This window comes from Hyalangium minutum (genome assembly GCF_000737315.1).
GTDB lineage: Bacteria > Myxococcota > Myxococcia > Myxococcales > Myxococcaceae > Hyalangium > Hyalangium minutum.
The window spans coordinates 263,033-275,987 of record NZ_JMCB01000010.1 but is presented as its reverse complement, the minus strand read 5'-3'; the positions used below and the strand labels follow the sequence as shown (position 1 = coordinate 275,987).

At 66.5% G+C, this 12,955-nt stretch carries 13 protein-coding genes; 2 read left to right on the top strand and 11 right to left on the bottom strand.

The window, feature by feature from the left end; genetic code table 11:
- Positions 1-179: 179 nt before the first annotated feature.
- The 7 genes from DB31_RS26295 to DB31_RS26265 all read right to left on the bottom strand — a co-directional run bounded on the left by DB31_RS26295 (position 180) and on the right by DB31_RS26265 (position 4,997).
- Complete coding sequence (locus DB31_RS26295; protein ID WP_052420249.1) at positions 180-737, bottom strand: DUF2846 domain-containing protein; 558 nt, start codon at positions 735-737, stop codon at positions 180-182.
- Positions 738-861: 124 nt separating this feature from the next.
- Positions 862-1,578, bottom strand: a complete 717-nt coding sequence (locus DB31_RS26290; protein ID WP_044192488.1) for a hypothetical protein — start codon at positions 1,576-1,578, stop codon at positions 862-864.
- Positions 1,579-1,890: 312 nt separating this feature from the next.
- A complete protein-coding gene (gene gloA, locus DB31_RS26285; RefSeq protein ID WP_044192486.1) occupies positions 1,891-2,277 on the bottom strand; it encodes a lactoylglutathione lyase in 387 nt (128 codons plus the stop codon).
- A gap of 130 nt (positions 2,278-2,407) precedes the next feature.
- Positions 2,408-2,644 carry a hypothetical protein gene (locus DB31_RS26280; protein WP_240486893.1) on the bottom strand — a complete coding sequence of 79 codons (237 nt, stop codon included), beginning with the start codon at positions 2,642-2,644 and terminating at the stop codon, positions 2,408-2,410.
- The gene (locus DB31_RS26275) at positions 2,641-3,276 is read right to left on the bottom strand and encodes a hypothetical protein (RefSeq protein ID WP_044192485.1); all 636 of its coding nucleotides are present in this window, start codon (positions 3,274-3,276) and stop codon (positions 2,641-2,643) included. Before DB31_RS26275 ends, DB31_RS26280 begins: the two co-directional genes overlap by 4 nt.
- A gap of 295 nt (positions 3,277-3,571) precedes the next feature.
- A complete protein-coding gene (locus DB31_RS26270) occupies positions 3,572-4,096 on the bottom strand; it encodes a DUF1993 domain-containing protein (RefSeq protein WP_044192483.1) in 525 nt (174 codons plus the stop codon).
- A gap of 106 nt (positions 4,097-4,202) precedes the next feature.
- Positions 4,203-4,997 (bottom strand): IS5 family transposase, encoded by a 795-nt coding sequence (locus DB31_RS26265; protein ID WP_044192481.1) that lies wholly within the window; start codon positions 4,995-4,997, stop codon positions 4,203-4,205.
- Positions 4,998-6,081: 1,084 nt separating this feature from the next.
- Between DB31_RS26265 and DB31_RS26260 the strand changes: the two genes are divergently transcribed.
- A complete protein-coding gene (locus DB31_RS26260; protein WP_044192477.1) occupies positions 6,082-6,639 on the top strand; it encodes an RICIN domain-containing protein in 558 nt (185 codons plus the stop codon).
- 125 nt (positions 6,640-6,764) lie between these two features.
- Here the strand turns inward: DB31_RS26260 and DB31_RS26255 are convergent, their stop codons facing one another.
- Complete coding sequence (locus DB31_RS26255; protein WP_044192474.1) at positions 6,765-7,217, bottom strand: hypothetical protein; 453 nt, start codon at positions 7,215-7,217, stop codon at positions 6,765-6,767.
- Between the two features lie 26 nt (positions 7,218-7,243).
- On the opposite strand from DB31_RS26255, the gene DB31_RS49125 reads away from it, so the two are divergent.
- Positions 7,244-7,408, top strand: coding sequence for a hypothetical protein (locus DB31_RS49125; protein ID WP_157232183.1), 165 nt, complete (start codon positions 7,244-7,246; stop codon positions 7,406-7,408).
- 33 nt (positions 7,409-7,441) lie between these two features.
- On the opposite strand, the gene DB31_RS26250 is transcribed toward DB31_RS49125, so the two are convergent.
- The 3 genes from DB31_RS26250 to DB31_RS26240 all read right to left on the bottom strand — a co-directional run bounded on the left by DB31_RS26250 (position 7,442) and on the right by DB31_RS26240 (position 12,548).
- Positions 7,442-8,692 carry a M56 family metallopeptidase gene (locus DB31_RS26250; protein WP_052420248.1) on the bottom strand — a complete coding sequence of 417 codons (1,251 nt, stop codon included), beginning with the start codon at positions 8,690-8,692 and terminating at the stop codon, positions 7,442-7,444.
- Positions 8,689-9,081: a BlaI/MecI/CopY family transcriptional regulator gene (locus tag DB31_RS26245; RefSeq protein WP_044192471.1), complete on the bottom strand. Its 393-nt coding sequence runs from the start codon at positions 9,079-9,081 to the stop codon at positions 8,689-8,691. The genes DB31_RS26250 and DB31_RS26245 overlap by 4 nt, the downstream gene beginning before the upstream one ends.
- Before the next feature lie 128 nt (positions 9,082-9,209).
- On the bottom strand, positions 9,210-12,548 hold the full coding sequence (locus tag DB31_RS26240) for a CHAT domain-containing tetratricopeptide repeat protein (RefSeq protein ID WP_044192470.1): 3,339 nt from the start codon (positions 12,546-12,548) through the stop codon (positions 9,210-9,212).
- Positions 12,549-12,955: the final 407 nt, after the last annotated feature.

Sequence of the window (12,955 nt, the reverse complement as noted above, 5' to 3'; positions counted from 1 at the left end):
CACCCGCAGGAGCGGACACGGTGCCGGCCATCCTTGTCGCCTCTCGGCGTGTGTCCGGGCTCAGGTGGGCGCAGCGCATCGTCTGGTGGCGAGCATCGAACGCTTCTCGCACCAGTCTTGTTCAGCTACGACTCCATCTTCGCGGGCACACCCATCGATGGATCGACGCTCAGGGCACTCTACCGTGGCTCCGCAGTGCTCCTGGCTCGTGCCTGGATGATGCCCGAGGGAACGCGGGGCTTCTGATCCTCGGGCATATAGAAGGCTCGCACGAGCTGGCACTCCTTGATTGCCTCGGCGCCCTTGTCGGCCTCTACCTCTTGCAGGAAGGGCCGGGCCAGGAGCGCGCCCCACTTCGTCTCCTGCCAGATGTAATGGGTCGCACCTGGATGGGTGTTCACCACGAGCGTGGAGCGATCATTGAACTTGTTGTAGGCGGTGATGACGTGTTCGCCTGGATGCAGTTCGAAGAGGAAGTAGGTGTCGGGAGCCGTCTCGCCCACGCGCGTGCCATTCAGCTCGATGGTCATGAGGATGGCGCCGCCGAAGCTCTCGTCTCGATAGAGGTACAGGAGCGAGGTGTGCGGCTGGGCCTTGGCGAGCTTGGCTTTCTCGTCCTCGCCCCTCCGCGCCAGCGGCACGCGCGCGCAGCCTACCGCGTGGAACAGCACCGCCAGCAGCAGGGCGCCCTTTGCCGCCCCACGCACTCCCGACATGCTCACAATGTTCCCCATCATCTGGATCCTCGCACACACGTCATCACCGCAGCCACTTCAGATGGCACGCCCCAAGGGCCGCTGAGCGGCCCCCAGGGCGCGGCGTCAACCACCCCCCAGGCTTCGTGGTCCGCAGGGGGCGGGCTCAGCGCCGGATGTCGAGAGCCTCGGCCGCGGGCCGTGAAGACGGCTGGGTCCGGGGGAACAGCTGGGCCAGCTGGGGGCGCAGGGCCTGCAGGGAGTCGATCAGTCCCGCCTCGTACCGGCCCTGACCGAACGCCACGAGGTGGTGCCAGACAGGAAGGAGGTCGGGAGTGCTGCGCGCCAACGCCTGACCGAGCACGAGCGCATAACCTCCTGTCTTCGCGGACAGGACGAAGAGCACCCCGCGGCTGTCCAGCTTCCCTTCCTTCTCGCACTGCGCGAAGAGCAGGCGCGCGTTCATCGAGATGTTGGGGATGTGGTCCCGGATGATGATGCGCAGCGGCACCGTGGTCTCCGCCTGGAACTGTTGGATGGCGTTGACCACGTTGTCCTGCCCGTGACCGAGCAGGGTCTCCGCCGTGGAGCTGCGGATCCTCCCCATGTTCCTGCGATACGACACGATGCTGAACACCAGGAACGCCGCGATCAGCAGGGGGATTGCCGCCATCCAGGGGAGCTTCGGCGCCTTGAAGTAGATGACGACGGCCAGGGCCCCGATGGCCACGGCGAAGAACCCGATGATGACCTCGTTTGCTTTCTGGGAGGTGACATCGTCCCCCTCGGAGACGAGGGGCGCCACGGGCCCCATGGCTCGGGCCAGCATCTTGCGCAGGGCTTCCCGGGCATCCACCGTCTGGTGCTTCTGGCTTCCTGGCATAGGTCCCGCCTCAATGGGGCAGTCTCGTGGTGCCCATCCTCTTCTGGCGCCTACCATCGGGGCGCTGAGGACTCGCTACTGCTTCGACGCCACGGCCTTCACGATCCCCACCACGACTGCGACGGCGATGAACACCGCGAGGAGGCCATACTCCCCCTCGCTGATCATCTCCAAGATGGCTGAGATGGCTTTCATGCGTCACTCCCTCTGGGGAGGCAGGGCGTAACACGGGCAGAAGCTCCCAGCCAGGTGGAGGTAGAGGGGACCTGACGTGTGGCGGATCGGCCCAGGGAGGTTCCTGGCTGCGAGTACTCAGGGGCGCTGTTCGATGAGCTCCACCCGGTAGCCATCCGGGTCCTCGATGAAGGCGATGACCGTGGTGCCATGCTTCATGGGCCCTGGCTCGCGAACGATCTTGCCACCGGCCTGGCGGATGGCCTCACAGGTGGCGTGGATGTCCGTCACGCCGAGGGCGACGTGGCCGTAGGCGTTGCCGAGATCGTACTTCGAGGTACCCCAATTGTGGGTGAGCTCCAGGGCGGGGTGGGTCTCCTCAGGGCCGTACCCCACGAAGGCCAGGGTGAACTTCCCGTCGGGGTAGTCCTTGCGCCGCAGCAGCTTCATGCCGAGCACCCGGGTGTAGAAGTCGAGAGAGCGATCGAGGTCTCCCACGCGCAACATGGTGTGCAGGATTCGCATGGGCACTGCTCATATCAGGACCGGAAGACCCAGCCGCCGTCGACAGGCAGCGTGGCGCCGGTGGTGAACATCGCCTGCGGTTGACGGTGCACGCCCGAGGGGCCGCTGAGCGGTCCCCCGGGCTCGGAGCTCACCGTTCCGCACGCCCATGGAAGCGAGGGTTGGCGATGATGTCCTGCGCCATGCGGTCAGTGAAGGCGGTGCCCTCCCGGGCGTAGGCCGCCGCCTCGTCCTCGTTGAGGCGCACGCGCACCTCGTACATGGCGATGGTGCCCACCACGACCTCGAGGATCAACGTGCCATCGGCAGCCCGCAGCAGCCGGTACATCCACGCGCCGCTCCGGAAGAGCTCCTCCTCACCACTCACGGGATGTCCGCGACCGTGGCCTGATCGACCGTGGCGTTGATGACCATGATCTCCGGGATGTTGCCGGAGGTGTAGCCACCGAACTTGAAGCAGTCCTTGTCCTCGGGGCTCGTGCACTTCCACACGCCCGGATCCGCATCCACCGGCAGGCGAGCGCACGTCTTCGTGGTGGCCAGGTTCAGCGTCATCAGCTTCAGCGGGCCCTCGAAGTTCTTGGCGGGCAGCCCGAGCGCGCTGCCGATCACCGCCGGGTCATGCTTGCCGTCCACCATGGACCGGGCCACCGCATCCTGGATGACCTTCGTGGGCGCGGCGAACAGGTAGCAGGCCGCGTCATTACACCGGCCGAAGTTCTTCGCCCCCGTCTGCACGACGTACTTCTGGTAGAGCGCGTCCGGCATCAGCCACGACACCTGCCGGTCCTGGAAGTTCTTCTCGACGTGCTGGTCGATGCTGTACGGGCTCGCCAGCTTGTCGGCCTCCTGCGAGATGGCCTTCTGCTGATCGTTACAGGCCTCGGTGACGGACGGTGCCGCCGGAGGAGGCGTGGGCTGGGTGCCGGTCTCCGCGGTCTTGCAGCCGATCACCACCAACAGGGAGCACAGCAGGGCACTGCGAAAGAAGTGAGTCATGTTCTCTACTCCTAGGGTTTCGGCGGAAGATAGCCAACGGGGATGCGGGTGACCACGACGGAAGCACCTTGGAGCGGCTCCGTCTTAAAGAAACAGCCCCGCGTCCCTCAGTGCAGGAGCGTGGGGCTTGGGTTCAATGGCGCGGCATCAGGACACCGGCGGCTTCACCAAGAGCGCCTCGGCCAGCAGTTCCAACTGGTCCACGGGGATGCCCTTGAAGTCCATCACCGCCTTGCCCTTCTCGTTGCGCACCACCGCCTTCACCCGCCGCCTGCCTCCACAACGAATTTCCGGCTTAGGCTGATCTCGTGCGCAGCCGGCCTTCGTAATCACGCTTGCCGAGCGGTACACCGCGCGAGCGGAGGATGTCGTAGGCAGTGACGGCGTGGAAATGGAAGTTCGGCAGGGAAAACGAGAGAATGAACGTCTCCGACGTGAAGGCGAGCCTCCGCGGCCCGATCTGAAGGTCCAGGTCCTTGCCCGCGCATGGATCGACCTCGTCGGGCGTGAACGCCTCCAGCGCCACTTCCGCTTTGCCGATCATCGCCTGCAGGTCGGCGAAAGGGACCGGTCCGACTAAGGCCGGCGGGGCGAACACACCGGTCTTAAGGGCTTCCACCCCCCACACGGAATGGTGCCATGTGGCTTCGACTTGAAAGTGGAAGGGCGCCATGTCGTCGAAAAGGCGCGCGTTCACGAAGTCGTCGGGATCAACACCCGTCTCAGCGCAGTGCTTGGCCGCACGGTCGAGAAAGCCTGCGACGGCCCTCACGGTCTGCAGGAAGGTGGGCACGCTGAGGTCGTAGAGTGATGTCGCCATCGGCTTTCCCTTGCTTTCTGGCGCTCGCGTTTCCGCCTTTTCAGCATGCGCCCGAACGACCACGACAGCAAGACCCGGGCGTTCGAAGCCGTCCGTGGCTTAGTGCCTATCTCAGTAGGAAGTGGAACCAAGTGATGATGCCCAGGGCCAAGTGGAGCATGGCCAAGTAGGTGTCTTCGCGTTTCTCCCAGCGGATGAGGACCCGTCGGAAGCGGTTCATCCACGAGTGGGAGCGTTCCACGACCCAGCGGCGCGCTTTCTTGCGGCGGCTCTTCTTCGGAGGCTTGGCAGGGGGACGACGCGGACGGATGTGCAGGCGCAGGCGGAACTTGTCTCCCCAGCGCCGCACCTCGTTGCAGTCGTAGGCGGCATCCAAGCACAGGTGCTGGGCGGAGCGTGGCTCAGGAGAGGGACGCTTGACCGGCATCGAGTCGAACGTGGAAGGCAGCAATTTGTGGTCGTTGACGTTGGCGCCTGCCACCACCAGTCCCAGCGGCACACCGCGCCCATCCGTCAGCAGGCTCCGCTTGGTGCCCGTCTTGGCGCGGTCGGTGGGGTTGGGGCCGACTTGTTCGCCTCCCAGCGGCGCCTTGGTCATCGCCCCGTCCACACTCATCCACTGCCAGTCGATGCCCACCAGAGCGTCGTACGCCTCCAACCCCAGGCGCCAGAACGCGTGAAAGACTCCGGCCCTCAGCCACTCGCGGAACCTGCGGTAGGCCGAGGACGGGTGGCAGATGCCGGTGGCTTTCAGCGCCTGCCACTGCATCCCCGTGCGCAGTACCAGCAGGATGGCTTCCATGGCCGACCTGTCCGGCACCCTCGGGTTATGGCACCCCAGCGGATGCGCGGGCCTGGGCGGCAGCAGAGGCTCTATCTTCGCCCATAGCTCTTCCGGCATCCTTCAACCGTCATCCCTCTTGGATACTCCCACTCGACACTTCCTCCTTCACCCTCTAACCCATCAGGTAGGGCGCTTTCTTCCCTACCGAAATAGGCTCTTAGCCCGGATATCCGCAATCGCTCGAAAGCCGACATCCGTTCGGGCGTCACGAAATCCGCTTTGCCGGCTCAGTTGCTCTGAAGCGCTGGGTCCAAATTCCGGCTACTTGCTGGCATCGCGGTTTTGCGGCCTTTTCAGACACTCGTCGAAATCGTGCCTCTTCGAAAACGCGGTTCCTGTGGATCGCGATTCGAAGCGCTGGAGGGGTGATACCCGTCTGCTATTGCCCAGGCTCCATCAGCTGGCTCGCATCGCCCGCACGACGGAGCATAGGAAGGACAGGAGCCCTCTTGGGCGTAGCGGGCGGGAGCAGAACAGGAGGTGAGGGACGCTGACGGGGAGCCCATGAGCCGCACGCCGAGCCGGCGCAGAAGCCTTTCATCTCCAGCAGACACACGCCTGCCCAGCCCAGCCGCTTTCCCAGCAGGGGCGCGGCAGAGGCCTGGCTCTCTTGGCGGGCTGGGGCGGCTTGAGCTTCAACACCCCGCGCTCTGGGGCGGCCCTCGCGCATCGGCCAGGTGCGCACTCGCCGTGGGCAACCCCAGGTGCTTCACAATCGCGCGCGCCCCTCCTGCTGCCTTCACGTACGCCAAGACCCTGAAGCCTGCCTCCCCACCTCAAGCACGCGAACACATCCAGGGCGAACGTCCTGCGAAGCAGCCCGGCCCAGTCCAAACGGGGTGTGCGCTCCTTCCTCGGCTCCTCCACCTTCGCGGCAAAGGCGGGGCTCTTCTCCGTAAGCCCCGGCTCCGCCCCCGCTTGAGGGAGCGCTGGATGCGACCGCGGATGCCACCGGCTCCAGGGCGAGGTGGGTCGGAACCGACATGCGCCGACAGCTCGGGGGATTTCTCCTCGAAGTGAGGATTCCGTGCATCATTTTCTGGCGCGCCGGCTCATCCCGTCCAAGGGGCAATCTGGCCCCTCATTGGGAAAGAAGCCCCCCTTCCAGCGGAAGGAGTGGGGGCTCGAAAAGAGCGTTGCCATGAAGAAGACGCAATGGATGAAGGCGATGGCGCTGTGCTCAGTGCTGCTCGTCGGTGCCGTCCTGGGACTTGCCTCGGATGCGTATGCGCAGTCGGTGCCTCCTCTCGAGACGGGGCCGACCCATCTCTACAAGATCGTGAACGTCAACAGCGGGAAGGTCCTGGACGTTTCATTCAATTCCAAGGAGGCAACCATCCGGCTTGTGCAGTGGGAGTATCTGGGTTTGGCGAGCCAGAAGTGGTATCTTTGGGGCAGTTCGACCGCCGGGTATCAGATCATCAATTATAACAGCGGCAAGGCGCTGGAGCCGGCGGCGCGCGACAATGGCGCGAAGATCTGGCAGATGTATTTCAACGTGGATCGGCCGCCCCAGCAGCTCTGGCGCATCGCTTTTGATTACAATACCGCGACGCCGCCCTATCGCATCACGAACCTGCTCACCTATCGGGACATCGACGTCGAGTTCAACTCGACGGGCAATGGAGCGTATATCCATCAGTGGCAGTTCGTGCCGGGCGTTCAAAGCCAGTTGTGGAGGTTCGAGCCGGTCAACTGATAGGGTTTGACCCGCTCCGCGATGCGAGCCTTCGGCCCGCTCCTCGACTGAGGAGCGGGCCGTGTTGTTTTCGCGCTCCTGCGTCAGGGTGCCAGGGTGCCAGGGGCCTTCCGATGGGTGTCTGGCTACTCCGCCGCCAGCCTCGCCCGCAGCGTGGCCACCACGTTGGGGGCTGCTCCGCCACGTCCCGTTGCTCCGCCGGATCCGCCGTCACGTCGAACAGCTGCACCCGCACCCCCTCTGGCGTCGGAAGCTCCAACAACTTCCACCGGCCACGGCGCGGCGTACGGGAAGTGCGTCGGTGACGCGAACACCACCAGCGCGAACGGCCGGTCCTCCGGCAGCCCCGCCAACGTCCGCTTCACCCGCGCCCACAGCGGCCCCGGGTCCGTCAGCTCCGGGAACTCCCCCTGCTCCTTGAACCACCCCGGCACCAGCCCCGTCCACGGCAGGAGCGCCACGTGCGTGATGAGCATCCGCTGCCGCACCAGGTCCGGGAAGCGGAAGTCCGGCGCGGACACCTCCTGGAACCCGTAGTCGAACCGCGAGAAGTGGTCCCCCGCGTAGTCCGTCACCACCGCCGTGCGGTACCCCTTCTTCGCGGGTGGCGGAGTCGCTGCAGGGCGAAGGCCTCCGCTGGGGCGCGACGGACTTCCCGGGCGCCTCGGGAGACGTCATGCACTTCGACGACAGCAACCGGCACGGAGACTCCGTCACCTACGGCAAGAGCCACCCCACGGAGAAAGGGAAGGCCAAGAAGGGTGGCTGAGCCGGACGTGCCTCACGGAGCCTGCGGGTGCTGTCAGCAGGAAGGTTGCTCTGTCATGAAGAAGTAATCCGGGGGAACGGAACCGGCGGGCTCCTGAGCGGGCAGCACCGGGCCGGGGAACTGTGGAGCGTCCCCGAAGCGCTGCTCTGGCCACGTCATGAGCTTGTTGAAGGGGACGGCCTCCTCACCATGCGTGGCAGGAGCAGGAGTGGCAGCCGCAGGAGTGGCAGCAGCCGCTGCCTCCGGGGCAGGGGACTGCGAGGGAGCTCCGGTCGCCTGGGACTGCCGCGCGGTTCCCAGCACCACGAGGAGCATCAGCGCGGCCAGACTGCCCGCGAGCCTCCAGGGGTGAAGGGGAGCGCCACCCCGCGGCGCCGCGAGCAACCGCTGGATGCGCTGCAGCAGGGAGCCGCCATTCGCCGCGAGGGCCGGGGCTGGGACTCTCACGCGGAGCTGCTCGAGGGTGGCCAGCGCGCGCGAGTACATCACCGCGTCGCCACAGCACTCCACGGCCACGTCATCCGCGCAGTGCTCGCGCTCCTCGCGGATGCGCGCCGACAGCCACCACACCGCCGGGTGGTAGAACAGCACCGTCTCCACCAGGGCCTGCAGCAGGTTCACCAGATAGTCGTGCCTGCGGATGTGGGCCAACTCGTGCGCGAGCACCGCCTCCAGCTGAGGCACCGAGAGCCCCGTCAACGTGCTGGGGGGCACCAGGATGAGCGGCTTCCACAGCCCCACCACCGTGGGAACCTCGACCGCGATGGACTCCAGCAGGCGCATGGGGCGGCTGACCCGGGTGCGCTCCATCATCCGCGCCAGCGCTCTCGTCACCTCGGCCTCAGGCTGCTGCGTCCCTTCGCGGGCCAGCACCTGTGCCTGCCTCCAGGCCCACGCCGTGCGCAGTGACAGGAGCAGCACGCCGCACAGCCACGCGGACATCAGCCAGGGGCGCAAGGTCCACAGCCAGCCTTTGACCCAGGTGGCGAGGGGGGCCAAGAGAGCCCCGGTGACCGCACCATCCCCCAGGGCTGCCGGCCCCGAGGAGTCTCCGGAGGCCGCACCCGCCAACTCGGAGCTGAACGAGGCCACCGGAAGCACGGCCATCACCAGCAGCCCGAGGCAGGCCAGGGCATAGCGCTCGTATGCGGGCCGGCGCCCCATGCACGCCAGGAGCGCTCCCACAGCCAGCGCGACGGCCGCGCCCTGCCACACGAACCGAGCCAGCGCGCACCCCAGGGCCTCGGCCACCGGGTGCGTCCACAGCGCTTCCAGCGAACTCATTTCTTCCCCCCTTCGTTCTTGTCCAGCAGCTTGCGGATCTCCTCGAGCTCCTCGGGCGAGGCCTTCTTGATGGAGAGGGCCTGGATGACGAGGCTCGCCGTGGAGCCGCCGAAGGCGCGGTCCACCAGGTCGCGCAGCAAGTCCCGCTGCGTCTTCTGCTCGTTGATGGCCGCCGCGTAGACGTGGGTGCGCTCGCGCTCGTCGCGGCGGACCAGGCCCTTCTCCGTCATGTTCTGCAGCAGCTTGAGCACCGTGGTGTAGACGGTCTCGTACTCTTGTGTCTTCTGCAGCGCCTCGTGCACCTGTCGGACTGTGCAGCGGCCCTGCTTCCAGAGCACTCGCAAGATGGCGAGCTCGGCCCGGGTCGGCTGGGGGAGAGAGGGTGTCATGGTCTCATTGTTACGACGAACATCGTAGATGTCAACGACGGACGTCGTAGATGCGTCTCCTGGAAGGCCATGAGATGACCTGCTCGACCGGAGTGACCTCAGCGTGCCCCTCTGGCGTGTCTAACGGACTACGGCGCCGGTGTCCCTGGAGGAGGGGCTGCCAGCCCGCGCAAAGGTCTGTCTCGACCCAGCACGATGAAGGGGGCCCAGGAGTGGGGCTCGGGCCGGGTGGCGCGCAGCCAGCGCATGGCCTCGCGCAGGGCGGTGGCCCGGCCCTGTCCTGCCAGCAAATTGCGGTAGTAGGCCTCCATGAGCTGCTGGGTGGTGTCATCGCTCACCTTCCACAGGCTCATCACGACCGTCTCGGCGCCGGCCACCACCAGTGCACGGCGTAGCCCGTAGACGCCCTGGCCCAGCTTCACGTCCCCGCGTCCCGTGTCGCAGGCGGACAGCACCACCAGCTGGGTACCCCACAAATCCAGGCCGGCCAGCTCCAGTGCCGTCACCAGCGCGTTCTCGGGAGGCGGCTGGGGGGAACTCGAGGCGCCAGGGGTAGAGGGGCGCGCCCCCGCCAGTATCAGTCCCGAGCGCAGCAGGGGATCCGGAGGGCGTGAGGCGGCAGAGTCCTCGCCCATCGCACCGAAGTGGACGACGGCGCGGGTGCCGGGAACAACGGGGGCATCCTGGAGGAAGAAGCCGTGGGTGGCCAGGTGGAGGATGCCGGGGGAAGGCAGGCTCATCAGTCGCTCCTTGGTGGCCTCAGGGCCCAGGAAGAGCTGGGCCTGGGGCAGCAGGTGCTGGATGGCCTCGGCCTCCTGTCGCGTGCCTGGCAGCGGCACGACATTCCAGGCGCGGTGCACCAGGTCCTCACGCGGCGTGGAGAAGAAGCGCTCCAGGGAAGCGGAGCGCTCGGCTGGCGCCAAGGCCTCCGCCGTGGCGTAAGCAGGGCCTTGCGCCGGGGCGCCGAAGGCCGGGTCGGCGAGGACGACCACGGAGGTTGCGGGGGGCGTCTCCTGCGAGCGTGGCAACAGGTCCTTGCCAGAGGTGAGGTAGGTGAAGTCGAAGGACTCCACGAGGAATTGCTTCCCGTCGTGCAGGGCCGCGAAGGGCACCAGGGCCAGCTGGCCGTCCGGAGAGAGGAAGAGGCGGCGGGTCCTCCCCAGCAGTGGAAGGAGCGGTTGGAAGGCGAGCTGGTAGAGCGCCTGGGCCTTGGCCTGGAAGGTGATGTCCCGGTTGGCCAGGGCATCTCGCAGGCTCGAGGCGGCCGAGTCGATGGGCTCGGCGGGGCCCAGGTCGAGCGCGCGAAGGGTCGCGTCAGGAAAGAGAGCCAGCGCCAGGTAGCGCTGCTGGCGGGGCTGCTGAGCCTCGGGCGTGCCGGGATTGGGCACGAGCGGCTGGTCCAGGTAGCTGATGAGCTCGATGAGGGCCCCGTCCTTGGGAAGGGCACGGGCGACATCGTCCATGACCTTCGCGGGAGCGGGCAGCGCGGTCAGTGCTCGCAGGGGAGCGGAGCGCCTGGCGAGGTCGGCTTCGAGGGCATCACCCTGCTCGGCGAGCTCCTTGAGCTGTGCGTAGACAGTGGGGGGGCCCTGGCCAGGACCTTTTAGCGCGAGCATGGCCCGTTGGGTGCGCAGCCCGCGCAGCCGCTCGAAGGTGTCGCGATCCTCGGAGCCCAGGCTCCGGTAGACAGCCCGGGAGATACCGGCCGTCTCCTCGACGGAGCGGCCCTTGAGCAGCAGCGCGGCGCTCAGCGCCAGGCGCCTGACGCTGGCGTTGTCTGGATGCGCGCGCAGCAGCGCATAGATTCGTTCCTCGTCGGCGCGCAGATGCTGGAGAAAGGTGGCCAGGCGTGCCTCGGAGAAGTCGAGCGCCTCATGGCGCAGGCGCTGCTCGGACACGGCGAAGGCGCGAGTGAAGAGCGGAACGGCCACGCCGAGGCGATCCTGGGCCAGCCGGAGCAGGGCGAGATCGTTGAGGGAGGTGGCGACGTCGGGATGTTTCTTGCCGAGGATCGATTCCCGGAGGGCGAGCGCGCGTTGGTGGAGCGGCTCGGCTCGGCCGAGCAAGCCCTGCTCCTGGTAGAGGTTGGCGAGCGGGTGGAGCACGTCGGCGACGAAAGGATGCTGCTTGCCGAAGACGGCTTCGCGGATGGCGAGCGCGCGCAGGTAGAGCGGCTCGGCCCGGTCGTACAACCTCTGGGCTCTATAGACGTCGGCGAGGTTGGCGAGCGAGGTGGCGAACTCGGGATGGTCCTTGCCAAAGCTCGCCTCCTTGATGGCGAGCGCGCGCTGTTGGAGCGGCTCGACCCGGTCATACAACCCCTGGTCCTGGTAGAGGCTGGAGAGACTGGTGAGATAGATGGCGACGGTGGGGTGGTCCTTGCCACGGAGCTCTTCCTCGATGGCGATCGCGCGCAGGTAGAGCGGCTCGGCCCGGTCGTACAACCCCTGGTGCTGGTAGAGGTTTGCGAGGTTATGAATCGAGTTGGCGACGGTGGAGTGGCTCTTGCCCAGGGCCGCTTCATTGATGGCGATCGCGCGCAGGTAGAGCGGCTCGGCCCGGCCGTACAACCCCCGGTCCGAATAGAGGGTGGCGAGGTAGAGGAGCGTCTGGGCGACGTAGGGATGGTGCTTGTCGAAGGCCACCTCATAGAGGGTGAGCGCGCGCAGGTAGAGCGGCTCGGCCCGGTCATACAGCCCTCGCTTGACGTAGAGGTTGGCCAGGTTGTTGAGCGCGGAGGCGACCTCGGGATGGTCCTTGCCGTGGGCGACTTCCCGGATGGCGAGCGCGCGCTGGTAGAGCGGCTCGGCCTGGGCATACAAACCTTGCTGCAGGTAGAGGTTGGCCAGGTTGTTGAGCGATGAGGCGACGTCGGGATGGTTCTTGCCAAGGCTCGCCTCCTTGATGGCGAGCGAGCGCCGGATGAGCGGCTCGGCCCGGTCGAACAACCCCTGGGCCCGATAGACGTTGGAGAGGTTGTTGAGCGAGCCGGCGACGCTGGGATGGTTCTTGCCCAGGGCCGTTTCCCGAATGGTCAGTGCACGCTCGTGGAGCGATGCGGCTTGGTCCAGCAATCCTTTCTGCATGTAGAGGTTGGCCAGGTTGTTGAGCGATGAGGCGACGTCGGGATGATTCTTGCCGAGGACTTCTTCCCGAATCTCGAGCCCACGCTGGATCAGCGGCTCGGCCTGGACAAAGTCGCCCTGAGTCCAGTGAATGATGCCGAGCAAGGCCAGACAGTCAGCGACGCCGGGATGTTTGCCCCCGAGCGCAGCCTCCCGCAGCGCGAGCGCACGTTCGCCCTGCGCCACGGCCTCGGGGTACTTGCCCGCCTTGTAGAGCGTCATCGCCTCGTCATAGACCTTCTGCGCCTCCTGCAGCCGGGCGTCCACTGGCTCCTCACCCGCCGCCGCTCCAGTTGCACAGCACAGAGCTACCACTGCCATCCACGCGAGAGTTTGTCGCATGACTCATTTTGGGCGCGGGGAACCTCCGTTTGAAAGGTCCTCCGCGGACATCTCCGGAAACTGCGGGTAGGAGTGCACCGCGCCCGTTGCCGCCCAGGGCCGTTTCACCTAGCCCCGGCTCCTTCCCCGCTTGAGGGAGCCGCAACTACTCGGCCGAAGTACGGCTTTACGCCCCGGTGCGGATGCGGCGGCGCGAGAGCCCCCACAGCAGCAGGCAGAGCCCCGTCTTCCACAGCTTATAGCCGTTCGTTCCGGTTGATGTCCTTACGGGCGGATGCGAAAGCTCACTCTCCGAGACGCGGGTACCCTTCTGGACAGGAGTTCCACGCCGCGTCCATGCCAGGATGAGGATCCGCTGCAGGGCCGGGCAGCACCCCCTCGCTGGGATTCACAACAAGGAGAGACAC